General features: G+C 66.7%; 23 protein-coding genes and 3 pseudogenes. 19 read left to right on the top strand and 7 right to left on the bottom strand.

What is annotated here, in order from left to right:
• Positions 1 to 5: 5 nt before the first annotated feature.
• Positions 6 to 266, bottom strand: a complete 261-nt coding sequence (locus tag OG844_RS00260) for a hypothetical protein (protein ID WP_406387288.1) — start codon at positions 264 to 266, stop codon at positions 6 to 8.
• 673 nt (positions 267 to 939) lie between these two features.
• Between OG844_RS00260 and OG844_RS00255 the strand changes: the two genes are divergently transcribed.
• The 4 genes from OG844_RS00255 (at position 940) to OG844_RS00240 (ending at position 3942) form a co-directional block, all read left to right on the top strand.
• Positions 940 to 1212: a hypothetical protein gene (locus OG844_RS00255; RefSeq protein ID WP_406387287.1), complete on the top strand. Its 273-nt coding sequence runs from the start codon at positions 940 to 942 to the stop codon at positions 1210 to 1212.
• Between the two features lie 148 nt (positions 1213 to 1360).
• Complete coding sequence (locus tag OG844_RS00250; protein ID WP_406387286.1) at positions 1361 to 2458, top strand: helix-turn-helix domain-containing protein; 1098 nt, start codon at positions 1361 to 1363, stop codon at positions 2456 to 2458.
• Positions 2459 to 2538: 80 nt separating this feature from the next.
• On the top strand, positions 2539 to 2982 hold the full coding sequence (locus tag OG844_RS00245) for a sigma factor-like helix-turn-helix DNA-binding protein (RefSeq protein ID WP_406387285.1): 444 nt from the start codon (positions 2539 to 2541) through the stop codon (positions 2980 to 2982).
• 147 nt (positions 2983 to 3129) lie between these two features.
• On the top strand, positions 3130 to 3942 hold the full coding sequence (locus OG844_RS00240) for an SAM-dependent methyltransferase (protein ID WP_406387283.1): 813 nt from the start codon (positions 3130 to 3132) through the stop codon (positions 3940 to 3942).
• On the opposite strand, the gene OG844_RS00235 is transcribed toward OG844_RS00240, so the two are convergent.
• Both OG844_RS00235 and OG844_RS00230 read right to left on the bottom strand, forming a co-directional pair.
• The gene (locus OG844_RS00235) at positions 3939 to 4838 is read right to left on the bottom strand and encodes a helix-turn-helix domain-containing protein (RefSeq protein ID WP_406387282.1); all 900 of its coding nucleotides are present in this window, start codon (positions 4836 to 4838) and stop codon (positions 3939 to 3941) included. The two genes, OG844_RS00240 and OG844_RS00235, sit on opposite strands and share 4 nt — an antisense overlap.
• 86 nt (positions 4839 to 4924) lie before the next feature.
• Positions 4925 to 5161 (bottom strand): DUF397 domain-containing protein, encoded by a 237-nt coding sequence (locus tag OG844_RS00230; protein ID WP_406387281.1) that lies wholly within the window; start codon positions 5159 to 5161, stop codon positions 4925 to 4927.
• A 259-nt stretch (positions 5162 to 5420) separates the two neighbouring features.
• Between OG844_RS00230 and OG844_RS00225 the strand changes: the two genes are divergently transcribed.
• The 4 genes from OG844_RS00225 (at position 5421) to OG844_RS00210 (ending at position 9859) form a co-directional block, all read left to right on the top strand.
• Positions 5421 to 5903 carry an ATP-binding protein gene (locus OG844_RS00225; protein WP_406387280.1) on the top strand — a complete coding sequence of 161 codons (483 nt, stop codon included), beginning with the start codon at positions 5421 to 5423 and terminating at the stop codon, positions 5901 to 5903.
• A gap of 389 nt (positions 5904 to 6292) precedes the next feature.
• Positions 6293 to 6895 (top strand): DNA-binding protein, encoded by a 603-nt coding sequence (locus OG844_RS00220; protein WP_406387279.1) that lies wholly within the window; start codon positions 6293 to 6295, stop codon positions 6893 to 6895.
• 22 nt (positions 6896 to 6917) lie between these two features.
• On the top strand, positions 6918 to 9149 hold the full coding sequence (locus tag OG844_RS00215; RefSeq protein WP_406387278.1) for a hypothetical protein: 2232 nt from the start codon (positions 6918 to 6920) through the stop codon (positions 9147 to 9149).
• Complete coding sequence (locus tag OG844_RS00210; RefSeq protein WP_406387277.1) at positions 9149 to 9859, top strand: helix-turn-helix domain containing protein; 711 nt, start codon at positions 9149 to 9151, stop codon at positions 9857 to 9859. Before OG844_RS00215 ends, OG844_RS00210 begins: the two co-directional genes overlap by 1 nt.
• A 149-nt stretch (positions 9860 to 10008) precedes the next feature.
• On the opposite strand, the pseudogene OG844_RS00205 reads toward OG844_RS00210, so the two are convergent.
• Positions 10009 to 10056 (bottom strand): annotated as a pseudogene (locus OG844_RS00205) (hypothetical protein); the annotation flags it as partial.
• A gap of 890 nt (positions 10057 to 10946) precedes the next feature.
• On the opposite strand from OG844_RS00205, the gene OG844_RS00200 reads away from it, so the two are divergent.
• From OG844_RS00200 to OG844_RS00185, 4 genes are all read left to right on the top strand, one after another.
• Positions 10947 to 11924 carry a hypothetical protein gene (locus OG844_RS00200; protein WP_406387276.1) on the top strand — a complete coding sequence of 326 codons (978 nt, stop codon included), beginning with the start codon at positions 10947 to 10949 and terminating at the stop codon, positions 11922 to 11924.
• A gap of 15 nt (positions 11925 to 11939) precedes the next feature.
• Positions 11940 to 12593, top strand: a complete 654-nt coding sequence (locus tag OG844_RS00195) for a hypothetical protein (RefSeq protein WP_406387275.1) — start codon at positions 11940 to 11942, stop codon at positions 12591 to 12593.
• A gap of 599 nt (positions 12594 to 13192) precedes the next feature.
• A complete protein-coding gene (locus tag OG844_RS00190) occupies positions 13193 to 14365 on the top strand; it encodes an exonuclease SbcCD subunit D (RefSeq protein WP_406387273.1) in 1173 nt (390 codons plus the stop codon).
• Complete coding sequence (locus OG844_RS00185) at positions 14365 to 16536, top strand: AAA family ATPase (RefSeq protein WP_406387271.1); 2172 nt, start codon at positions 14365 to 14367, stop codon at positions 16534 to 16536. Before OG844_RS00190 ends, OG844_RS00185 begins: the two co-directional genes overlap by 1 nt.
• On the opposite strand, the gene OG844_RS00180 is transcribed toward OG844_RS00185, so the two are convergent.
• A complete protein-coding gene (locus OG844_RS00180) occupies positions 16530 to 16838 on the bottom strand; it encodes a hypothetical protein (protein ID WP_406387270.1) in 309 nt (102 codons plus the stop codon). The two genes, OG844_RS00185 and OG844_RS00180, sit on opposite strands and share 7 nt — an antisense overlap.
• A 39-nt stretch (positions 16839 to 16877) precedes the next feature.
• On the opposite strand from OG844_RS00180, the gene OG844_RS00175 reads away from it, so the two are divergent.
• From OG844_RS00175 to OG844_RS00160, 4 genes and pseudogenes are all read left to right on the top strand, one after another.
• Positions 16878 to 17375: an SbcC/MukB-like Walker B domain-containing protein gene (locus OG844_RS00175; RefSeq protein ID WP_406387268.1), complete on the top strand. Its 498-nt coding sequence runs from the start codon at positions 16878 to 16880 to the stop codon at positions 17373 to 17375.
• A 66-nt stretch (positions 17376 to 17441) separates the two neighbouring features.
• Positions 17442 to 18521 (top strand): annotated as a pseudogene (locus tag OG844_RS00170) (DEAD/DEAH box helicase family protein); the annotation flags it as partial.
• 161 nt (positions 18522 to 18682) lie between these two features.
• Positions 18683 to 19708: a helicase associated domain-containing protein gene (locus OG844_RS00165; RefSeq protein WP_406395935.1), complete on the top strand. Its 1026-nt coding sequence runs from the start codon at positions 18683 to 18685 to the stop codon at positions 19706 to 19708.
• Between the two features lie 31 nt (positions 19709 to 19739).
• Positions 19740 to 19988, top strand: coding sequence for a hypothetical protein (locus OG844_RS00160; RefSeq protein WP_406387266.1), 249 nt, complete (start codon positions 19740 to 19742; stop codon positions 19986 to 19988).
• Positions 19989 to 20311: 323 nt separating this feature from the next.
• On the opposite strand, the gene OG844_RS00155 is transcribed toward OG844_RS00160, so the two are convergent.
• Positions 20312 to 22114: a sacsin N-terminal ATP-binding-like domain-containing protein gene (locus OG844_RS00155; protein ID WP_406387264.1), complete on the bottom strand. Its 1803-nt coding sequence runs from the start codon at positions 22112 to 22114 to the stop codon at positions 20312 to 20314.
• Positions 22111 to 22965, bottom strand: a complete 855-nt coding sequence (locus tag OG844_RS00150) for a hypothetical protein (RefSeq protein WP_406387262.1) — start codon at positions 22963 to 22965, stop codon at positions 22111 to 22113. Before OG844_RS00150 ends, OG844_RS00155 begins: the two co-directional genes overlap by 4 nt.
• 270 nt (positions 22966 to 23235) lie before the next feature.
• On the opposite strand from OG844_RS00150, the pseudogene OG844_RS00145 reads away from it, so the two are divergent.
• The 3 genes and pseudogenes from OG844_RS00145 to OG844_RS00135 all read left to right on the top strand — a co-directional run.
• A pseudogene (locus tag OG844_RS00145) lies at positions 23236 to 23553 on the top strand (hypothetical protein); the annotation flags it as partial.
• Between the two features lie 220 nt (positions 23554 to 23773).
• Positions 23774 to 24088, top strand: coding sequence for a hypothetical protein (locus OG844_RS00140; protein WP_406387261.1), 315 nt, complete (start codon positions 23774 to 23776; stop codon positions 24086 to 24088).
• A gap of 116 nt (positions 24089 to 24204) precedes the next feature.
• The gene (locus OG844_RS00135) at positions 24205 to 24495 is read left to right on the top strand and encodes a hypothetical protein (protein ID WP_406387260.1); all 291 of its coding nucleotides are present in this window, start codon (positions 24205 to 24207) and stop codon (positions 24493 to 24495) included.
• Positions 24496 to 24561 lie beyond the last annotated feature (66 nt).

Here is a 24561-nt window from a genome sequence, read left to right as displayed (position 1 = left end):
CTCTATCACTGGGGCCACGGGCAGCTGCCTGCCACTATGGCCCACTCCCGGTCCGTCCGGCCGGGCACGACACGCCCCGCTGCCGCCCAGTGAGCGGTCAGTGCGGTGAAGCTCGGCTCAGTTGGCGTGGCAGGAGCCGGCGCAGGGCTGTCGCTGATTGGCGGGGCTGCGCACACAGCCGTCTTCGGCCCGTCGGCGACCGAGATGTCCTGGAAAACGTTGCCGTCCACCAGCGCGGTGAAGTCCTCAGCATCGATCAGCGCCATCAGCGCCCATGTTCTCTTGCAGCCAGTCGGCCGAAGCGCGCGGTTACGCCGCCGGCGCCGGTTCGTCAGTGCTGGCAGAGGCGGGCCGACAGTGCCTGACGCAGAGTCATGCCGAACCAGACCGATCGATCGTGTGCCCGGGCGCGCGCCCCGCCCGGTGGCGCCGTGACCGTCCCGTCACGGCTGCCCCGCCCCTCAGGAGCGCGTGTGCTAGGCGCTCAACAGGTTGAAATCCCGTTCTCCGAACGGAGATCAGCCGAGGCACGGAGTGCCGCGCGAGTGGCGAATGTGCAGGCAGTGGCATTGGCGTCACGTGATCTCGAATGGGCACTGAGTGCCGTAAGAGATCTTGGTCACTCGCCTCGATAAGTGGGCCTGATGCTCGCACAATTGCATGGTGTGCCGAAAGCATTTTTGAAGTAATCAAAAATGGGCGACCGTGCGCGATCCTGACTGATAACTGATCAGTTTGAGTGGAGTGCCAGCCGCTTGGTGGATGGATTTTCTGTACCGCCGTGCCGGGGGTTTGCAAGTTTTAGCCGATCAAATGGATAACGGCTGGTGCGGGGCGGTAGCGTCCGTGTCGCGAGTGGGGCCCCAGGCGGCCTTCCCAGCAACTCCAGGGCCCCCTCGTGTTCCACGACCGAATACATAGCTCCACAGAAGGAAGACCATGTATCTCGACCGCTTCATCGCTGCCGTGAGGGATTACCAGCTCGCGGCAGGTCACGACGCTAACATTCCGCGCTTCACGGCGGGCGAAACCCTCACGGGTGTCGCCTGGGATGTCACGGTCCAGCTGGGCGCTTTCCTGGCTGTTCCGGTCCTCGCCGTCATCCTGATCACTGAGTCCTGGGAGCAGCCCGCCGCGGCGGCTCTCGTCGGTGCTCTCTTCATGGGAACGCGCCACTCCTACCTCCGCTACCAGCGGGTTTCCCTGACCTGACCTCTACCCGGCGCCGCGCCCTCGCTGTGGGGGCGCGGCGCCGCCGGACAGGGGCGAGATGCCCGCACCCCCATCAATCGGAACCCTCTATTCCTTTTCTGTTGGGGTGCGCGGATTGCGCGACCGGTAAAGAAAACGGAGCGATCAGATGGTGACGGAAATGACGGACGAGGCGACCGAACAGAGTTCACGGTGCTGGCACTGCGGGCAGAGGATCGAGCAGCGCACCGGGCGTGGACGCAAGAAGACCTACTGCACGGCTACGTGCAGGCGGCAGGCCCAAAAAGCCCGCGACGGGCGGGGCGCCGGCGCCGGCACGGCGAACGCTCACGCCGGACGGCCACTGGCGAGGGTGATCGCAGAAGAGCTGCTTACCCTCGCATCGGACCTGCTCGACGCAGAGTACGAAGGGCAGGGCGTGGACGAGCTGTTGCCGCGTGCTGCGGTGGTCATGAAGGAAGTGGCGTATTACATGGGCGCCGCCGCCCGTGACGCACGCCGCCGGGGGACGAGCTGGGAGGACATCGCACGTGCGGCGTGCGTGAGCGAGAGCACCGCACGCACCCGCTGGGGCGAGAGCGAGGTGATGCGCCGCCTCGCACTGAGGTCCCTTGAGCGTCAGCGCGCCCGTCAGGCGCATACCTCACCGACCTCTGCAGTTCGGGAGACAGAGCCCGTTGTGGCCTCCGCCAGCAGGGCCGCCCGCCAGCTTGCCCAGGCCCTGGCCAACCTGCACCACGCCAGCGGTCTGAGCATCCAGGAAGTCGCTGACTCCACCGACCTCTCCCGCTCCTACGTCTCTCGCATCCTGTCGGTGCAGCGCACCCCCTCATGGCCGGTGGTCTGCCAGCTGGTCGAAGTCTTCGGCGAAGACCCCATGGCGTTACGTGCCATGTGGGAAAGCGCGAACGGGCTGGCCGCCCCGCCACAAGACCTGGTCGAGTCCAACGCCCGCCTGTACGCAGCACTGCAGGGCCTGCACCTGATGGCCGACCGCCCTGATGCGGTCAAGATCTGCGAACTGTCCGGCGGCGAGATCGACGTCGCGACCGCTGAACGCATTCTCGATGGCGGACACGTCCCCACCTGGGAGAAGACAGGCCGCTTCGTCACCGCAATCGGCGGATGCCCCGCCGACATCCGGCCGTTGTGGGAAGCGGTCTACACCGCCTTCCTCAACGCCTGCGACCCCGAACCGAGCAGCCGCAAAGACGGCGTGCGATTCGACTGCCAGGGCCCGCAGTGAATCCGGTCTCCTGGCCCGCACCTGTTCCGGCCCCGGCCGAGGGCTTCGGCACCCAGCCCCGCCCACCCCTGGCACTTACCTTGCCTGTCGAGTTCACCGCGTTCTGCCTGCGCCACCAGGAGCGCTACATCCGCTACGCCCGAGCCCGGTCTCTCGATGCGGGCAAGGCCCGGCAGATCGTCGAGTCCGTGCTCGGCGCGCTCGTGGTGGTCTGGCCCAGCGTCATCAGCAGCGACATGCCCTCCCGCGTGGCCTGGCAGGTACTCACTGCTCAGGTGGACTGGGCACTGCTTGACGCCGACCGGGCCCGCCGGGGCAATGCCGGAGATGCTGCGCATCTGGCACTGCCCCCCAGGCAGGCCGATGCCGTACTCCTGCGCTACCGGCTCTGTTTGAGTCGCGCGGAGACGGCGGAGCTGATGGGCGTGAAGGAGAGTGAGGTGGCCCTGGACCTGGCGAAGGCCGTCGACAGCCTGCAGAGCCAGGATCGTCACCGCCTGGACGCGACACCGGTCTTCCGCTGAGCGCGCCCCGCGTATGGGCATATGTCAGAGGCATGTGGAAGTTGCCCAGTTCGTCAAGTCAGCGCACGACTTGGCCCGCGCCACCCTAGTTGCTCGTGACATGCTTGTTACCGGGTAGATAGTGCATGGCTACGGGTGAGAGTGTTGATGGTGCAAGGACGCGAATTCCTGCCGGAAACGATCGACCTCAACAGGGCAAGCGTCCCTCGCATGTACGACTACTTCCTGGGCGGCAAGGACCATTACCCTGCTGACCGCGAGGCCTGCCACCGATTGCTGGACCAGGCGCCCCAGAGCCGGCTTTTAGCCCGCGCGCAGCGCCACTTCCGGCTTCGGGCCGTCCGGACCCTGGCTCTCGCCCATGGAATCGACCAATTCGTCGAGTTCGGCTGTGGACTGCCCAGGTGGGAGAACACGCATACAACCGCCCGCCGTGCCCGGCCCGAGAGCAAAGTCGTCTATGTGGACCGGGACCCCATGGTGGTCGCCCACGGGCGGGCATTGATGGAGGAGGCCGGCACGGCAGTGGTCCAGGGTGACCTGTCGCAGGCGCCGGGCATCCTCAGCCACCCCGACATCGCCAACCTGGTCGATCTCACCAGGCCCGTAGCCGTACTCGCTGTCTCCTATCTGCATACTCTCCCCGACCGGACTGGTGATCAGCCGGCCATCGCTCGTCTCATCGATGCACTGCCGACCGGAAGCTTCTTGGTGGCCAGTCAACTCATCAGCCGTGAAACGGAACTGGCCAACAGGATCGACGCGGTGATGCACGACGCGACGGGCGGGCAGTGGGGGCATGTGCGCTCTGTCCCCGAAGCCACGATTCTCTTCAATGGGCTCGAACTGCTCGATCCCGGAGTGACGGACGTGTCACTGTGGCGGCCTGACGACATGCAGGGCAGACCGGTCCCCGGACCGCTGCAGGAACTAGGCGGCATCGGGCAGAAATCCCGCTAACGGATGCTGCGGACCGTCTTCTTCAGCTCGCTGACCGTCTGAGCCGGCGAGAGCGCTGTCATGGACAGGTGGTCCAGCATGGACCGATACTGCGCGGTGTCCTCGGGCTTGTCGATGTAATTCGCTCCCGTCGGGTGCTCCAGATAGACCACATCCGGCAAGTCCGGCAGGCCGAACCGCAGCAACGTCACCGGGGTGCCGATAGCCAGACAGTCCGGCGGAAGCACCTGAAGCTTGATACTAGGAGAACTTGACATCTCGATGAGGTGCTCCAGCTGCCTGCGCATCAGTCCTGCACTTCCCAGAGGCCTGTGCAGCACCGGCCAGTCGACAACGGCCCACAATGTCGGGCTGACACTGCGCTGCAACAACTCCTGGCGGCGCTTACGCAGACCCACCCTGGCGCTGACCTCCTGCGGGGTGGCCAGCGGAACACCGCTCACGGTTACCGCGCGGGCGTATTCCTCGGTCTGCAACAGGCCGGGAACCAGCTGTACTTCATAGGTTCGGATCAGCTCCGCGGCCTCTTGCAGCCCCAGGAACTTGTCGAACCACGGAGGAACGGCTGGACCGAAATCCTCCCACCAGCCGGGCTCATTCGCCTTCCTGGCCAGTTCACACGCAGTCTCCAGCTCGGCGACCGCACCGTACCGCCGCATCAGGCAGCTCACATCGCCCACATGAGGAGGGGACTGCCCCCGCTCGAGCCGGCTGATCTTCGCTTCGGAGCAGCCGATCTCCGCGGCCGCCTCTCTCGCGCTCACCCCGGCCGCGATGCGCAGAGCCCGCAGCCTCGACCCCAGCGCCATGCTCAGCGCGGTCGGACTGAATCCCGGCAGAGAAAGGTAACTTCCGAGCGGGGGGTGCGGACGCTGGTCACTGGGAACAGCCTGCATGTGGGCTCCTGCGGGACGTCGCTTACTCGGATTATCCCACGCAGAAGCCCTCCGTCAGGGAACAACACCCCTGCCGAACAAGCAAGTTACATGCCGAGAGCGTCGAACTCGCCTTCCTTGACCCCGTGAAGGAAAGCGCTGATCTCCTCACGTGAGTAGATCAACGCCGGTCCCTGTGGGTCGCGCGAATTACGAAGCGCAACATCCCCGTCAGGCAACGCGGCCAACTCTACGCAGTTCCCCTGCGGTCCACTGTGCCGACTCTTCGCCCAGTCCACTCCTTCGAGTGAACCTGCAGAAATGCCATTGCGAAAATTGTCCATGCCGGATATCCCGTCTGCTGTTAGTTTCATCCCGCTGATGAAGCCCAGTGGCCTTCACAGTGGGAGCCCCTCGCCCCTCTTTTGCGTAGTAATCGTCGATGCAATTGCACGAGACGGGAGTGGGCTGGATACTAGCGACCGGCAGGCCGTGAGGGCTCCGGACAACTGAGCGCCCATCGGGGGATGAACAGTGCGGGCACCAGCATCGATTACACACTGCTGCGACAGCAGTGACCGAATCCAGTCCGGTCTGGCCGAAATGATCCCACTCGAAATCGGTAACCTCGCCGTCTCCCACCCCCCGGACTGGGGTCTGGCGCTCGGCATCAGCACCGCAGGGTTCGCCGCCAGCACATTCACCGACACCTTTGCCGCCCGGTCCCAAGTGCGGGAGTTCACCCACGAGACACTGGCCGAATGGGACGTGAACAGGCGGCAAGGGGCCGACGAGATCCTCGCCGTAGCCTGGGAACTGGCAGCCAACGCCATCCAGCATGCACTGCGCACCACTGCCCCCCACACGCGGACAAAGGCCTGGCTGGGACTCGTCCGCAAGGACGGCGCCATCGTCTGCGCCGTAACCGACCCCAGCACTTCTCTTCCACAGCACAGACCATCCAGCCTGCTCGACGAAACCGGCCGCGGGCTGTTCCTCGTCACAAGACTCAGCACGGCATGGGGATGGTCGGTCAGCCACGCAGGCACCAAGACCGTATGGGCGCGCGTACCCACACGGCCTTGAAGAGGCGAGTGCTGCGTCAGTGGCCGCACGCTCGAGAAGCCGGCCCAGGCAGGCGGTAGGTCCGTCCGCCAGGGCACCCTCCGTCCCAAACTCTCGCGGACGCTGACGCGCCAGCGTCGGCCTTTCACTCACCGCGGTCGTTGTCGTAGCGAACGGGCCGTCCTCTCCCACCCGCATGCACATCCCACAAGTTCCCACCGCTGCGCCGGGCGTCTGCGAGGCATGAGGCTGCCGTGCCGTGTGAAGAGAGCGGCGAGCGAAGAGGCGCCGTCGCGAGATCAGCCCCGCCGCCTGACAAGCCGAATCAGATAACTGATCGGACTTGAACGGGGGTGAAGTTGACGATAGCGTCAGCGCAGTAAAAGACCCGACGGGCCAGGAGGCAGGCCATGCTGCTCACGACGGGGCAAGTCGCCGAGGAGCTGGGCTGCGCAATCACCACCTACCGGCGCCTCGTCGAGGCAGGCGTACTCCCAGGGCTCTCCCGGCGGGGTGTTCGGGTGATGACGCCCCTCTGGGTCGTTCAAGCCCTGCAGGAACGAGAGCGTGCACCTCTGCACCACCTGGAGGCCAAGGAACTTGGGGTCCTACGTGTCGACGCGGCCCGCCAAGTCGAAGACACCGACCGACAATGGATCGGATACGGATCCAACCTCGGGCCCGACGACCTCCTCAAAGGCCTGCGCGGCTGGTGGCGCTGCGACGCCGCCAGTGTGGCTGCCGGGGGAATACTGCCGGTGACCCTGTCAGGCTACGTCGTGGCCGTCCTGACCGGCTTGGACACCTGGGAGAAAGGTGAGGGCGGCCGGCACACGTTTCCGGGCGCAGTCCTTGCCGGATACCTCACCGACCTGGCCACTCCTGTTAAGCACGTGACGGCCCCACGTCAAACGGACCGGAACGTAGCTGACCTTCTCCTGGGGACGCGCCTCACTTCGCATTCGGGCGGCGCGATCGCCTACGTCTCCACCGGAAACCGCCTCACCAACTGACCTGCGGGCATGAGGGATCGTGATGGACGCAAAGACCTATAACGCACAGTTGGCCGAGCTGCGCGTGCTGCGTGATGACATCAAGAAGTCCCAGGCCGCGCTCGCGAAGCTGGAGACGGACCGTGCACGGCAGATCACCGCGCTGGCCGGATACGAGAAGGCGAAGGCCGAGCGGATCGCACCTGCGGCCGGGCTCAGCCTTGCTGACGTGGTGGCCATCGCCCCGATCCTCGCCCCCGACCGGCTCACCACCGCCCCACCGGCAGCACAGTCCATCCCCGTCCAGCCGACGCCTCAACCCGGGGCAGGTCCGGCACCCACCAGTGTTGCTGAGGAGTCACCCGGCCGCTCAGGCACTGTTGCACCGGACATGACCCGACCGACTCCCGAACCTGCACCCAGCCGGCACTCGGAAACCAACGCGAGCGACACGGCGCCCGAACCTGCCTCAGTAGCCGGGCCCGCTACACAGACGCCCGGACGATGCTCAACCGATCCCGTCGCCCCTCAGGCACAAACACCACCAACTGCCCTTGCTCCGCCTGTGCGGACGGGAGAGCAGCGCGACCTTCCCGGCGTCCCTGAGGGCCCCGATGGCGACCGGTGGTTCGCACACACCGAAATCCTCACCTCCACACACCCCAACTTCACCCAGCAGGCCCGCAGCACCGTCTTCCTGGATACGCAGACGGGTGTGCTGGTGCACCGCGACCAGACGTTCCGCCTGGACCTGCCGACCGCCAGTGCCGCAGAGATTTTGAACACCGTCTTCCACGTTCTGCCCGACGGCGTCGAGCGGATCTACATCACCGCCGGGGCTCCCTGGCACCGCGTGGCAGACCAGCACCCCTTCCTCAAGGACGCTGTCGGAGCCTGGCTGAATGCCTCCACACCGGGCTGGCGTACCGACACCGGTCGCGGCAAGGACCGCATGGCCGGTCACTTCGTCCACCCCCGCAATCCCGTCGGCCGCTACCAGCGCGAAAACGGGGAGCAGCATGTGGAGATCCGCTCGGCGGGGGAGTGGTTCGACACCGAGGGCACCGAACCCGCCATCATCCGCGACGCGTTCGTTCTGCTCTGGAAAGCCCTGCGCCGTCACTGGCCCGACGCCGTCCTCATGGGCTCTCCCTCCCAGACCGGCCGGGACCTGTGGACCCGCACCGTCCCCACCAAGGGCCAGTACGCCGACGGCTACCCCGTCCTGTCCGAAGAGCTCCGCGGCCTCTTCCACGCGACGGCCGGACAGGGCCGCACCGAACTCATCACCCCGCCCCGCGTCCCTCAACAGCTTCCCGCCCTGGTCGAATACGACCGGACCTTCGCCTACGCCAAACACACCTGGAAATCAGGTGTCGGCACCCCCCGCCGCGTCACCGCCGCCACGTTTGCCTCCTGGTCCCAGAAGGAACAGACCAAAGCCCTGTTCGCCTGCGGGCACTGGCACGTCCGCGTCACCGTCCCCGACACCTGGAACCACGTCGGAATCCTTCCCGCACCCGCCCCCGGCGACCGCGCCTGGCACTACCCTGCCGCCCCCGGCCACACGTTCACCACCTGGGCAGGCGGACCCGAGATCTACACCGCCCTGTCCAACCCCTTGGGCCCGTGGAAGATCGAGATCCTCGACGGCATCCTCTTCGACGACGGCAAACCGCTCGACGACTGGTCCAAGAAGCTGAAAGAAGCCTGGGCTTCCCTCACCGCCCAGGCCGACCTCAACGGCGACCCCGCACAACGCACCGCCGCCCACCTCGCCTCCCGGGCCGTCCGCGCCATCCTCCTGTACGGCATCGGCGCCTTCGCCCAACGCCCCCGCACCGTCACCGGCACCACCCCCCGCACCGCAGAGCGCGACGTCCCCACCGACGCCGAAATCATCGGCTTCAACGACGAGACCATCACCTGGCAGCGCCCCACCGGCTTCACCCGCGACCCCAACGCCCACCCCGAATGGGCAGCCCACATCTGGTCCTCCGCCCGCGCCGCACTCCTCTCCCAGCGCCACCGCGAAGACGACACCTACGCCGGAGCCCTCCACACCCCGCCCGGCACCGTCGTCGCCTTCCGCACCGACGCCGTCTACCTCACCCAGCCCCAGCCATGGCCCTACCACGGCCAGCCCGGCGACTACCTGAACAAAGGCCACCTCACCGGTCCCGTCATCGCACCCGCCAGCGAAGACGAACTCCTCGCCCTGCGCGACCGAGGCCGCTCCACCCAGCAGCCCACGACCACCCCTGAGGCACCCTGATGCCGCCCCGCCGCCCCGCGCCCGGACCGCACCTGAACGAAGCAGCCCGCCTCGCCGACCAGCTCCAGGCAGCCGGCTACACCAAACGCGACATCGCCCGCATCATCAACCGCGACGCCTCCCTCGTCTCCCAGTTCTACACAAAGAACAAAGGTGCAGCCTTCGTCCCAGCCCTTACCCAAGTACTCGCCGCCGTCCAGACGGCGGGCATCACCGACACCACCGAACTCGCCACCATCGCAGCCAGGCACATCACCCGCCGCACCACCGCAGCAGGCACCAAAGCCCGAGTCCGCACCAAAGCCCTCCTCATCACCCCCACGGGCACCGGAACCGGCCGAGCCGGAGCGCAAGCCATCGCCTCCGGCTCCGCACGCCTACGCCCCCTCATCGCCGAAGCCGCCCGCCAGGGCCTACGCCTCGCGTTCACCGTGCGCCTGGCCAGAACCGGCTTCCTGCACGCTTCCGGAAGCAGGACCGACTCGCCAGGAATCCGCCGCGACGTCATTCAACGCGCCGACCACACCGAAGAGCGTTCCTACGGCTCTGCGACCAGCGGCGGGTTCGCAGCCACCGACTTTGCCCACCGCGTCGACCAAACACGTGGAGATGTGACCGCGGCTGTCCACCAATGGCTCGTGGAAAGCAGCCGCATCCGCCCAGACGCCCATATCGTGCACCTGGAAATCCGTACCTGGCGTCCGCGCTGACGCAGGACCGGTGGTGACGGATTCCTTGGTCGAATACCCAAACGGGTCTTCCCCGCTCCGCGAGCAGGGGCCGCAAGCCTCGCCGATGGCCCGGGTGACGGTCGAGCGTCCACGCCGAACCAGCAGGCCGGCACATCGTGAGTAACCCCGTGGCGAAGGTGCACCAGCGTGGCCAGGAGCCGGTCGACGAAGGCCATGCGGTGCTTCGCGCTGGGGCGCCCATCGCACGCTTCCGCGAGCGGGACACAAGCCTGACCTTGTGCCGTTCATGCCACAACGGGTCGAACTCGGCGACGAGTTCAGCGATCACAGCGGCCGACAGGCCCGTGATTCTCCGGTCGCTGATGATCGCTGTGCGCGTCGCTTTCCCCACCACGCAGCCATGATCGAAGATCCAGAGCTCGACGTCCCACCGCTAACCGTGCACGAGCTTGTTAGCCTGCGGCGGCGATCTTGTGAGCCCCGCGAGGACTGGGCTCCCCGGGAACAGGGTCCGGACCCGTTCGGCTCTTCGGCGCGCCTGCCTGGCATTTTCCAGCGCGAGTGCGAAGAGCACGCCGATCAGGGATGATCGTCGCCGCCGGTCTGGCGGATTTGGGACCGGCCTCGGCCCTTCGCTCGCTGGGTGAGGTGGCCCGCCGACGGGGTTGCGGACGCCGAAGTAGTACCGTGCGGCACTCGGTGGCCAACAGCCTGGTCGATGACGGCATCATCCCGGGCGTCGGCTGCTTGCGTGACACGCGGCCCTGACGTGGCCAGGGGAGAGGGAGATGCCGGGCGTGAGGTCCACCACGTCAGCGCGGACAGTACTGCTGCTGCGACCACCGCTCCGCTCGCCGTGCCGACTGCCCACCGGTCTCCGTCGTCGCTGGGCAACCAACCCCACGACGCCGCGCGCACCATCCACAGCACCAGAGCGAACGCCACTACCGACGAGGCGCCTGCCACCGTCCACCGTGCAGGACCCGACATCGCGAAGCCTCCCCTCTGCCCGCCTAACGCAGGATGTGCCCAACATGGCACACAGACAGGCTTCTTGTGTCGATTCGGCTGCACTTGATCAGGCCCTCGGGCCACACTGTGGCGCATGAGTCCACACGCCCCTGATGATGGGCTCGAATCAGCCGAGGACATCCGGCTCCAAGCCCGCGTGAAAGGCCAGGGACACGCCTACCAGGTCGTGAACGGCACACAGAGCATCGTCCACCATCACCACTACGAGGGCCTCGAGGCTCCGCTCGCTCTGCCCGACCTGCGTCTCTGGATCGACCGCATGACAACGGACTACCGCACCCTGACCAAAGCCAGCAACGCGCCTCTCGGGCGACGCCGCGCAGCGAGTCACGCCAAGGAACTCGACGCGTTGCAGCATGACCTAGCCACCCTTGCGAAATCCCCAAAAGATTCCGGTCAGCTCCGCCGTCTGCTCGCCGCGGGGGCCGCACAGTACCTCTACAAATGCACCCGGCTACCCGCCGAACCGCTCCCTGAGTCCGTCATGGTCGACCTCGCAGTCTTTGCCCTGTGGCCTGTCATCCAGACACCGGCACTGCCTTCGGGATGGCATGACGAACTCGCACAACTCACCTCACCCCGTCTAGCCCTGCTGGTGGCACAAGCCCGCCAAGCCGGCGAGGCTGGACGTCCGGTGGGCACCGATCTTTTCGGCCGCGCTCTGGCCGCCAAGCCGTTTGCCCACGGCATCCTGGCGCTGCTGGAAGACCTGGGCGACCCGAGAGGCGGTGGCGCATGCCTGACCCCCATAGCGCTGGCCCAGGGATTTACCGCGCCACCGCGCAAAGCTGAGCCCAAAGCCATGCTGGCCTGGCTGCTCGGTGCCGCCGCGGCGGGAGGCGCAGGAGCGACCACAGCTGCCGAGCTGGCGGACGAATCGTGGGCATGGATCCACCGCCAGGGCCGTGGACCAGCGGGCCCGCAGCCGACAGGCGATGCAGACCTCGACGATGACGGCCACATTGGGACCCACCGCGGGACCAGCCGAATTGCCCATGGAACTCGCACTGAAGCTGACGGCAACGGATTCCTAGACGATCTCCTCAACTGAGACGCGGTGTGCGCCATGGAAATTCTCAAGCATCTGCTGATCGCCATACTGATCACCGCCGCCCTGTGGGCGGTCTCGACGACGCTGCTGTTTCTGATCGGGTTCGGGCACGTCAAGGTCATCCGCGCGCTCATATCCATCCGCCGCACGATCCCTCGCCTACCAGCCGGTGCCGTGTTCCACTCGCGCGATGGCCAGGTGACGATGACTTGGTACAACGGGGCGCAGGACACAGACGAGAATCTCCTGTTCGCCCGCTTCTCGAAACCCACGCTGCTCACGTGGAAATCAGGACGTGGCAAGTCCAGAGCCGCCGTCGGCCGCAGAGTAACCGCGGAGTTGACATGGCGTACCGCGCTGCTCGCACTGGTCACGGTGCCTCTCTTCGTCGCAACCGTCTGGCTTGCCGTCAACGAGAGCTGGCTGTGGGTCTACGCGACGCTCTTCCTGGTGGCCCACTACGCCCTGAGAATGGTCACCAACCAAATCTTCTTCCTCAGGTTCGGGGTCGTCAGCTACGTAACTGCGAATTTGTTCCTGGAGCGAGCGAGGCTATGGCACCCATCCCCAACCATCGCCGCATCGCTGCTCTTCGGCGTCGTGATGTCAGCCATGGCCTTCCTGGTCATGGCTGAACGAATGGGAAGCACAGCAGCAGACAGCCGTTGAGGTGCACAAACGTCACCGGGAACACCCGTGCGGGAATCCGTACACCTGTCGCCTCGGACTCGGCCATACGCAGGACAACCCGGCACGCTCACCGCCGTTTGGGCGCGCCACCTGTCACCTTCGCGGCCACCCTGCTGCCAGCTCGCCTGACCCCTCCGTACGACCGGCGTCATCGAAAGATCTGTCGGCCGAACCGTGCCGGTGATCGTCCACGAGCTGGAGTACTACGAGGCGATCGCCCGGCAAACCGAGGCCGCCAACCCGCCCGGCCTCGCCGACGAGTTCACCTCATGGCTTCGCATCCGCCGCTCTCGCCTTCGTGCTCCTGCCGCCGCCACTCCGGTCCAGGCAGTCGAGTCGTTACCTCGCCGATTGCGTCCAGGTGTTGCCGCTGACCGCTGAGGCGTGGAAGGCGGCGAACGCTCGCAGTCGAACGCACCGTCACACAGTTACGTCTGCCTTCAGTCCTGGCTGAATGAAGGGGCGACCCCGTGTTGCGCCCCGCCCCAGGGACACGTAATCGCCTATCTCCACATATGCAGCGATGTTTATCTGAAAACACACCCGTAGCAGAGGCAGCATGACTACGGTCACGTCACATGAGGTTTCTGCACACTTCGGACTGGCATCTGGGCCGCCGGTTCCACGGGAATGACCTGGTCGACGCCCAGCGCAAAGTTCTTGATCACATCTGCAACACCGCCCGCGACGAACACGTGGACGCCCTGCTCGTCGCAGGAGACATCTACGACAGGGCCATCCCCAGCCTGGACGCAGTGCGCCTGTTCAGCCATGGCCTGAACCAGATGGCAGACCTGGGCATACCGACCATCATGATCAGCGGGAATCACGACTCCGCACACCGCCTCGGAGTCGGCTCCGCACTCCTCGCCCGAGCCGACGTGCACCTGAGGACCGACCCGGCCGATGCCGCCACCCCCATCCTGCTGAACAGCCCCACCGGCACCATCGCCATCTACGGAGTGCCCTACCTCGAGCCCACCCTGGTTCGCACACATCTCGAAGCCGAAGCCGCCACCCATCAAGCAGTCCTCACCTCGGCTCTGGACCGGATCCGCGCCGACCTCGCCACCCGCCCCACCGGCACCCGCTCCATCGTGCTGGCCCACGCCTTCATCACCGGCGCGACCGGCTGCAAGAGCGAACGCGACATCAGCGTCGGCGGCGTCGACCACGCCGCCGCGAGTGTCTTCGACGGCATCGACTACGTCGCACTCGGACACCTCCACGGCGCCCAGCGGGTCAACAACCGCATCCACTACAGCGGCTCCCCGCTGGCCTACTCCTTCTCCGAAGCCGGACACGACAAGTCCCTGACCCTGATCGACCTGCCCGCCGGTGCAGCACCCACCGTGACCCGAACCGCCCTGCCCGCGGACCTGCAGCTGCCGCTGGCGCGCCTCACAGGCCGGCTGGAAGACCTCCTGTCAGACCCCGCCCACGAATCCCTGGCCAAGTCCTGGCTGCACGTCACCCTCACCGACACCGCCCGCCCCTACGAACCGATGGCACGCCTCCAACAGCGCTTCCCTTACACACTCGACCTCGAGCACAAGCCCACCGCCATCCCCACACAGACGACCACTAGCCCTACCTACAGCGAACGGCTCCGCGGCCGCGGTGACCTCGACATCACCCACGACTTCATCTCCACCGTGCGGGGCACCCAGCCCACCGACGAAGAGCGCAGCCTCCTCCAGGAAGCGATCGACAACTCCCGCGTCAGCGCCCAGGAGAAGGAAACCGTCTAATGCGCCTGCACACCCTGCAACTGCAGGCTTTCGGCCCCTTCGCCGCTACCCACACCGTCGACTTCGACACGCTGTCCGGCGACGGCCTCTTCCTCCTGTACGGCGACACCGGCGCCGGCAAAAGCACCCTCTTCGCCGCGATCTGCGTCGCCCTCTACGGCGAGCCCCCCGTCGACCGCAACCTGCAACTGCGCAGCGACCACGCTGCCCCCGGTCTCCTGACCGAGGTGACACTAGAGGCCACCCTCGCCGGGAAACGCCTGCGGATCCGGCGGATCCCGGCGCAGATGAAGCCGAAGGTCCGCGGCGACGGTGACACCCTGCAGAAAGCCGAGACCTACCTCAGCGAATGGTCCCTCGACTCCTTCGGACAGGGACGCTGGGAAGCGCTGAGCAAGTCCCACCGGGAAGCCGCGGACGAGATCAAGGACCTGCTGGGCATGAGCCGGCAACAGTTCTGCCAGGTCGTCCTCCTGCCCCAGAACGAGTTCACCAAATTCCTGCGTGCAAGCGCCTCCGACCGCAAGAATCTGCTCGGCAAGCTCTTCCACACCCACCGCTTCGGATCCATCGAGGACTGGCTGGCAGCGCGCAAGAGCACCCTCGCCAAACAGCGAGACGAGGCACGCAACGACGTTGTGCGCCTGGCCGAACGAACCCAGCAGCAAGCCAGAGACGACCTCGAACCCGAACAGGGCGCACCTGCGGCCTCCGACCCCGCCACCCTCACAGGCCCTGCCCTCGCCTGGTCAACCGCCCTGCACACCAAAGCCACCACCCACGAAAAGGACGCAGCCACCGCTGCCGCTATCGCGGAAAAGGAACTAGGAGCCTTCCGGGACAGGGAGCACGCCGTACGCGATCTCGCCGTCCACCAGGAAGCACACCGCGCAGCACGCCAGCGGCTCGACGCTCTCGAAGAACAAGCAGAGCAGCAGGCCGAACTGAGCCGGCAACGCCAACGCGCCCTGCAAGGCCAGAAAGTGGCCCCACTGCTGAAGGCCGCCGCCTCAGCCGCCACCCAGCACACCCGTGCGCAGGAAGACGAACACGACGCCCGTACCCTTCTCAACCCTGAGCACGCCACGCTCAGCCCCGCCGAGCTGACCACCGCCGGCCAGCACCTGCGCGCCGATATCGGCGCGCTGCGCGCGCTGCTCCCCGACGAGGCCACCCTGCAGCAGTACCGGACAGAGCTGCAGAAGCTGGATGACGAACGACAGGACCTGGCCCAGGACCTTCTTGACGCCGAAGCCTGGCTCAATGACGAACCGCAGCGCCGCAGCATCCTCAAGGTCCGTCTCGAAGCTGCCCGCACCGCTGAGGAAGCCAGCCGACGGCACACTGCGGGACTGGCACTGCTTGCCGACCGCCTGGACGCGGCGAAACGCCGAGACGACTACGAAAAGAAGATCACCAAGACGCAGCAGACCCTCGTCACGGCCCAGGCCGCCACGAAGAAGGCCGCCCAAGACCATATCGATATCCGGCGCAGGCGCACCGACGGCATGGCCGCCGAACTCGCCCTCCAGCTCACCGAAGGTGAACCCTGCGTGGTCTGCGGCTCTCCCACGCACCCCAACCCCGCTGCCCCCCACCCCGACCAGCCCACAGCCGCCGATGAACAGAACGCCGAAAACCGCCACATCAAGGCCCAGGACACCCAGGACACGCTCCAGGAAGAGCTACGACAACTGACCGGGCAGGCTGCCACCGCTCGAGGCGAAGCAGGAGGAGACACCCCCTGGCCGAGCTCATCGCCGAACACACCACCCTGCAGCAACACCTGGGACAAGCCCTCGAAGCCGCAGCCGACACCGGGTCCGCAACCGAAGAGCTCGACAACCTCGACCAGCAGCACACCCAGACCGAAGGCACCCGCACCAACACCGCCACCCGTCTGGCCGCCATCGACACCAGCTGCGAGAGCCTCTCCACCCAGATCCAGGACCTCGACCAGAAGCTCGCCACCGCCCGCGCCGACGCCCCCACCCTCACCCAGCGCATCACCCAACTCACAACGACAGCCGACCGCCTCAACACCGCAGCCGACCGCGCGAACGACGCCGCCCGCACAGCGGCGGATCACCAGCTGGCAGCCGAACAAGCAGAACAAGCCGCCCGCACCGCCGGATTCGACTCGCTCGACACCGCGGCACAAGCACTACTGACCGACGACGCCCTGCACGCCCTGGAAGAAGAAATCAACGAATGGCGCGAACAGCGCGCCGCCGCCACCACCCGCCTCCAGGACCCCGCCCTCACCGCCGCCGCAGCCCAGCCACCCGCCAACCTCAACGAAGCTGCCGCACAACTCGACGCCGCCACCACCCACCACACCCACGCCGCCACCAAAGCCGCACACGCCACCGAACGCACCCGCGCCCTCGCCGCCCTCCTCACCCAACTCACCACCCACATCCAGCACCTCGAACCCCTCGAACACTCCTACCGCACCGTCGACCACCTGCACGGCCTCATCAACGGCACCTCACCCAGCAACCAGCTCCGCATGCAACTGGAGGCCTACGTCCTGGCCGCCCGACTCGAAGAAGTCGTCGCATCAGCCAACACCCGACTCACCCGCATGTCAGAAAACCGCTACACCCTCATCCACTCCGACGACCGGGCCTCCCACGGCGCCCGCTCCGGCCTAGGACTCAAGATCACCGACGCCTGGAGCGGGAAAGACCGCGACACCGACACCCTCTCCGGAGGCGAATCCTTCTTCGCCTCCCTCTCTCTCGCCCTCGGACTCGCCGACGTCGTCACCGCCGAATCAGGCGGACAAGCCCTCGACACCCTCTTCATCGACGAAGGCTTCGGCACCCTCGACGAAGACACCCTCCACAACGTCCTCGACGTCCTGGACTCCCTACGCGCCCACGACCGCACCGTCGGCGTCATCAGCCACGTCCCCGAACTACGCCGACGCATCACCCACCGCCTCCACGTCCGCAAAGCCGCCACCGGCTCCACCCTGGCCGTCATCACCGAAGCAGCCGAATAACCCCACGGGGGGCGGTGAAACAATGCCACCGCCCCCACCAACCCACCCCCGGAGCGGTACACCCTCATGGCCATCGCCGGCATCGAGCTCAGGCCCCACCAGAAGGAAGCCGTCACCGCCGCGGTCAAAACGCTGCGCACCCATGCGCGGGCGAGCGTGATCGCCGCGTGCGGCACCGGGAAAACCCTGATCGCGGCCCGCACCACCGCCCGCCTCGCCCCGCGCGGACGGGTCCTAGTCCTGGTCCCGACACTCGACCTGCTCTCCCAGACCGTGCGCTCCTGGCACGCCGCCGGCCACACAGGCCCAGCGGTAGCCGTCTGCTCGGCCCGCCAGGCCATGGAACACCCCTCAGCAGGCAACGTCCCGATGACGACGAAGCCGGCCGAGCTGTCCGAACTCACCCAGACCACCGGCCCGGTGACCGTCTACGCCACCTACGCCTCCCTGCCCACCGTCATCAACGCCCACCGCGACCACCACCTGCCGCCCTGGGACCTTGTGATCGTCGACGAAGCCCACCGCACCGCCGGCCGCCTCGGCAAAGCCTGGGCCGGAATCCACCACGACGACCAGGTCCCCGCCACCCGCCGCCTCTACCTCACCGCGACCCCCCGTATCTGGGACCCCGACACCGACCACAGCGACACCCCCGTCGCTTCCATGGACGACGAAACCCTCTTCGGCCCCGTCGCCTGGCGCCTCACCCTCTCCGACGCCATCGACCTCGGCCTCCTCGCCGACTACCAGATCCTCGTCCCCGTCATCCAGGACACCGACCTGCGCGACTGGCTCGCCACCAGCCCCGGCGCAGGCGCCGACGGCCTCCGCCTCGCCGGCCACCAAGTCGCCGTCCTCAGAGCCATCCACGACCACCAACTCCGCCGCGTCCTGACCTTCCACCACCGCGTCTCCGACGCCAGAGCGTTCGCCACCACCCTCCCCGACACCGCAGCCGCCCTCCCCACACACCTGCAACCAGAAGGCCTCTGGTCGCAATGGATCAGCGGCAGCCATCCGCCCCGCACCCGCCGCCGCATCCTCCTCGACTTCGCCACCCACACCCACCCCGAACAACCCGCCGTCCTGTCCAACGCCCGCGTCCTCGGCGAAGGCATCGACGTCCCCACCATCGACGCCGTCGTCTTCGCAGACCCCAAAAACAGCCCCGTCGACACCGTCCAAGCCGTCGGCCGCGCCCTGCGGCAAACCCCCGGCGCCGGCAAAAGAGCCACCCTCATCGTCCCCGTCTACCTCACCCCCGACGAAGACCCCGACGACCTCCTCGGCGCCGACGCCTACACCCCCTGTGGCGCACCGTCCAAGCCCTGCGCGCCCACGACGAACGCCTCACCGCACGCCTCGCCGACCCCCGCACCCACCGCCCCACCCTCGGATCCGAAGACCCAGGCGCCTGGCTCCACTTCGCACGCCCCACCCAACAAGAAGAAGTCGCACTCGCCCTCACACTGCGCGTCCTCAACCCCAAAAGCGCCGAATGGCGCCGCGGCCTCACCGCCGCCCGCCGCTACCACCGCACCCACCACCACCTCGACGCCCCCCAGACCTACGAAGACAACGACGACTACCCCCTCGGCCGCTGGCTCACCTGGCAACGCCACCTCCACACCACCGGCGCCCTCGACCCCGCCCGAACCCAAGCCCTCGAACGCCTCGGCATCATCTGGGACCCCCGCCAGCAAGCCTTCGACCGCGGCCTCACCCACGCCACCGCCTACGCAGCCCTGCACGGCCACCTCGCCGCTCCCGTCGACCACCACCAGGACGGATTCGCCCTCGGCCGCTGGCTCGCCACCCAACGCAAACGAGCCGATGACCTCGCTCCCGCCCGCACCCAGGCACTCCAAGACCTCGATCCGCACTGGAATCCACCCTGGCCCCTGACCTGGCACCGCGCCTATCACGCTGCCCGCAGACACCACACGGCCGGCCACCACCTGACCGACGTCCCCCGGGACTACAACACCGATGACGGACATCACCTGGGGGAGTGGCTGTACAACCAGCGCCTCCACCCCGAACGCCTGCACCCCGCCCAGCAGCAGCTCCTGGCCGATCTCGGCCTGATCCAGAACACCGAGCCATCCCCGCAGAAGCGGCAACAGACTGCCCGGAAGCGGGATCAAGGCCTTGCTGCCGCCCGCGCCTTCCACGACCGGGAGGGGCATCTCGATGTTCCCCAGCGCCACGTCGAACACCTCAACGGTCAACCCGTACGGCTCGGGCAGTGGATCAGTAACGCTCGTCGCCGTAAGGAACGTCTTCCTGCAGAGCGGATTCGCGCGCTTGATGCTCTGAAGATGCGCTGGTAACCCTGGGCCATGCTTTCGCAGGCTGCGGGGCATGACGGCACCCATGCTTTCCGACATCGAGTCCATCCAGCCGTTCTCCTCCGCCCTCGCACCGACGCCCGACACCGCCTGCAGCGCCCACGGCTGGAAGGCATGCCAGCGACCTCTGGTTGCCGAAGCCGTACTACGTGAACCTTCGGGCACCCTCGTGCGGTACAGGAGGGTTTGCCGTCACTGGCTCACGACCCAGATCAAGGCAGCGCAGTATCTCGACGAGCGGCGCATCGCCCTGCCCGACTAGGGAACACATGCCAACCTCAGACCGATTTGCCGGCCGGAGGGCGGAGAGGCGGGCCTGCGCTCCGCCAGACACGCCTGCCCCGACGACCACAGGTACGTCGCCGCCCTGACCGACCTGCACGCCAGGCGGTGACGGCAACTTCGTTTCGCCAGCACCGCAGTGAGCCGGGGCGTGGTGGCGAGCGCGCCGACGAACCGGCTGGCAGGGACACGGCTTTCAGCGCGCCATGTTCTGTGGTGCCTCGGCTGTACCCCTCGTTTCAGCTGACATGACCCGCAGGCGAAGGACGAAGTCTTGATCGCAGAGATCGTTAGGGACTGTCCTTAGTCAATCGCCCTGGCGAAGCGGGCCCAGTCCGTGAATTCCCAGTCCCAGCGACGGCACACACGTTCGCGGGGCAGGTCCTCGCTAGAGGGGTCGAGGAGCAAGAGTTTGACGTGACGTCCATCGCCCACGATTACAGCGAGCAGGTAGCCGCCTGGAGCTGTCAGCATCAGTGACATCTCATTGTTCGTCATGGCGAATCGGGCGTCTGGATGATCGACCTTTTTCACCTCGACCCGCACTTGCCGCGCGTCCGGGTCCGTTCCCTCCAGGTCGTAGCCGACGTTCTGACCGCTGACATCGCGCAGGTTCCAGCCTCGACCGTTGAGGAATTCCATGGTGGCGACTTCTGCAGTGCGCCACCGGGCGATAACCGCGGGGAGAGAACCCGCCGGTTGGGACGGGGACACGGAAACAGCTGAGGGTGCTGGTGTGGGTGAGGAGGAGTCCTCCACTGCTTGTGCGAGCTTTCGCTCGGCAGCGGTGAGGGTGCGGCCATGGGTGCGTGCCAGTTCCTGGAAGTGCTGGCCCAGCCGGCTCTGCAGGGTGCCGGACAGCTTCGGTGGTTCGGGCTTGCTCAGCACGCTGGAAAAGTCGAGACTCTTCAGTCCGAGCACGGCCTTCATGGACCTGGCCGCCATCTGATTACGCTGATCGTAGAGTGCGGCGGGCGCTCCATCGGGGAACACCGCGGCCACGTCTTCGGCTTCGAGGGGCAGGCTCGAGTACGCGAAGGACGGACGAACTGCCGTCATTTCCTCCCGCAGCGACGTCAGAAGGACCTTGCTGGCCGATGTGCCCATCGATACCAGGAGGCTACGAATGTCTTCCCCTTCCAGGATCAGTTGCCACAGCCGCTCTGACACCGGGTCGCCCGGCGCACGGAGACGGTCGGCGACAGCCTTGGCTGCGTCGGCCAGGACTCGCTGTGTGGAGTCGTCCGCCACCACGGCGTGCGTTCGCGACGGGTCTGTAAGGAGATCGCCCGATACCACGATGGGCAGACCGACCTCGTCGTCGAGGGGGAGGAAGCAGGCAAGCCTGCCGCGAACACCCGTCAGCGCCGAGGCGCGTGCGTTGAGTGGCACAGCCACGGTCGCGGTGCCGTATCTGAGTACACCGAACCGTGCGTCGCCCTCGTCGAGGCAAAGACTGACTTCCGACTGTCCGCGGTCGATCCGAATAGATCGGGTGCTCCCCTTCGATCGGATTTCCACGTGGGTGATGTTCCTGAGGAACAGGGCACTGATGGGGTCGATGGCGTCCAGCCCGCCGTTGACGCTGGGCCGGCAGCTGATCGTGAAACTGGTTCCACCCACCCGCTCTGCGACACGGACATTGGCGGGGATGCGGATCAGAGGCAGAGACGCGCCACTCGGCTCGCCGAGCAGCGCCGCCGCCGTCGTCTTGTCGAAAGTGAAGACGACGTCGGCCGAACGCACCTCGATGCGTGAGGCTATCGCTGCCAGCGATTTGAACCCGATTCCCCGGTAGCCGATCGAGTCGCCGCCGCGGAGCTTGGTCGAGCTGGCGCTGCGGCACAGTGCTTCGACATCACGCTCATCGAGAACTCTTCCGTCGTTGCTCCACGAGAAGCGGCCATCGCCAAGCGTTTCCACGATGACGGCGGTCGAGTCGGCGTCGTCGGAGTTCTGGAGCAACTCGTAGGGCACCCGGTTGCGGTAGGTGTCTGCGAGCAGGTCTTCCATCCGAGCGATTTCACCGAAGAGCCCAGGTGCCTGGGCGTGTTCGCGAACGAGCGTGTCCTGCAGAGCGAGAAGATGCCGGGCCAGATCGCTCACAGGTCTTCCGCATCCATGATGCGGACGATGACACGTGCCGGCTGCCCGGCGTACTCGTCGAGATCGTCGCCCGCATCCGCGATCCAGCGCGGCTGACGGCCGGGCAGCTTGCCCGATTCTCCTACGGGAACATGACCAAAAAGATTGATCTCCTTCTTCTGCAGAAGGAAGCCTCCTTCGTCCAGGACTTCGACGACCAGTCCGGGCAAGGCGACCTCGAAGGGGCAGGTGTCCTCGAGAGTTGCGTCCTGGTCGTACCAGTCATCGGACGTCAGATGGTCGGCCAGCAGCGCGTTTGCCGTGCTGAACTCCGCACTGCCGGCCATATGCACGCGCAATCCCGAGTCGTACTCCGTACGAAGGATGTGGGCGTCGCTGGAAGCGACACGAAGGCGTACCGACTTATGCGTTGTTTCGTCGATGACCTCGACCGGGAGGGCGGAGGACTTCTTGGGCGGGAGGACGAAGCCGGAATCGATCTCCTCAACATCGAGAGCAGTGACTCGAAGAGTGATCTCGTTGGGCAGGAGCGGCTTCTTGCACTCCCATGAATCGCTCTTCTCCGAGAATCGTTGAGGGCGCTTGCTCACCTTCTTGACCGTCTCGACGACAACCCGCTGGTAGCTGGGGGCAGCGGGGGAGCCGGTGCGGCTCAGAGCAAGAAGAAGCGTAGGCGCGTAGTCGCCCGCGCCGAAACGGTCGGACCAGTCCTCGCCGAGGAAGCGAGCTGTTCCGGACACCGCGATCTCCTGGAAGTGTTCCTTCTTCCCGAAGGTCGTAGTTACCAGACGGGCCTCGATCCCATCGATCTGCCACCCCAAAAGGGACAGGGACAGTTCGTCGACCGCCACATCAAGAGGCTGCACAGTCTTGTCGCCCACTGTTCTTCCTTACCCTCCCCGCGATGCCTGCCGGTTTGTACCGGACCTGGCCGGATACCGGACCATACCCCTTGGTGCGACTGCGACTTCCCCGACGTTCCTCCGGAGGCTTGGACCGTGATGGTGGGCCCGCCCGCAGGCACGTGGGTCTGCCGCGCGACCATCCCTTCGCGCCGGTCTGGCCACCAGGGCAGTACACATCCGCGCGAGCGTCCAGCCGTCGGGCACTGGCGAGAACACCTGCCTCACCGCCATCAAGGCGGCGTCCGTCGGACGACGTTCGCTGAAGCCATCGGTCTGGTCCGGATCGATGACGAGGACCGCACCGGCTACGCCCGCTCGTCCTTCCGGCACTGGAATTCCGGCGACATCGCCACCGACGGCTGCAACACCCGCAACGAGGTGCTGCTCGCCGAGGCGGTCACGGCCCCGGTGGTGGGTGCCGGCTGCAAGCTGACCGGGGGAGTGTGGCTGTCGTACTACGACGGCCAGGAGGTCACTGACCCCGGTGCCCTGGACATCGACCACATGGTCCCTCTCGCCGAAGCCTGGGACTCGAAGTAGGCGGAGCTGGGCTCGACGCATCATTCTGCTCCCGCACGCTGACGGCGAGGGGTAGGTCGGGGATGGGGTTGTCACCCGTAGAGGTGACGGTAGGTGCGTTCTGACCTGCGGAGGGGCGTTCAACGCCACGATGTTGCATCTGATGCAACTCTCGGAGGCGGCATTGAGCAGGGCGAGTTTGCCTGGGGCGGTCCGGCTTGTGCGGGCGGCGAATGTGGCCGCGTTGGATCCGGAGGCGGCGATGTTCGCCGCGATGCTGACCGGGTGGGAACAGCAGCAGCGCAGTCGGCTGCTGACAAAGAAGACAATCAGCGACCGGGTCAGTCTGGTGCGTCGGTTCGCCGAGTTCACCGGCACCTACCCCTGGGACTGGGCCCCCGAGGACGTTGAGGCGTACTTCTCCGCCAGGCTCTCACGCGGCGAGCTGGTGTGGTCGACGGTGCGGGGGCAGCAGGGCGACCCGGCGCGATCCTCCTGCTGTTCGGCCAACACCTCACCCGGATCGCTGCACTGCCCACCACCGCCCTGACCGCCGGAGACGGGACGACGTTCCTCACTTTGGGCAGGACCCCGATCCCGCTCCCCACCACCCTGGCCGACCTGTTGACCACCCTCGCCGACCGCCCCGCTCCCCAGGGCTGAGCCGTGAACACGAGTGCTGGCTGGCTGTTCCCCGGCCACCTGCCCGGTGCCCACATCTCCGCCGCGGCCCTCAGTCGACGCCTGGCCGCCTGTCACATCCCCAACCGGCCCGCCCGGACCACCGCCCTGGTGGCCCTCGCTTGCGACCTGCCGCCCGCGGTCCTCGGCCCGATGCTCGGCCTCCACCCGATCACAGCCGTCCAGTGGCGTCGCCGCGCCGCCACCGACTGGACCGCCTACCTTCAAGCACGCCAGTGTGCCCTTACCGACGGGCCTCCATACCCCGGGCCCTGATTCGATCGTCATGCAAGTCCGCCAAGCCGTGCCAGCCTGTTATCCGCCCCGTCGGGCCGATTTCGG

It is taken from the genome of Streptomyces sp. NBC_00887 (assembly GCF_045207585.1).
This window is presented reverse-complemented; position numbering and strand designations above follow the sequence as displayed.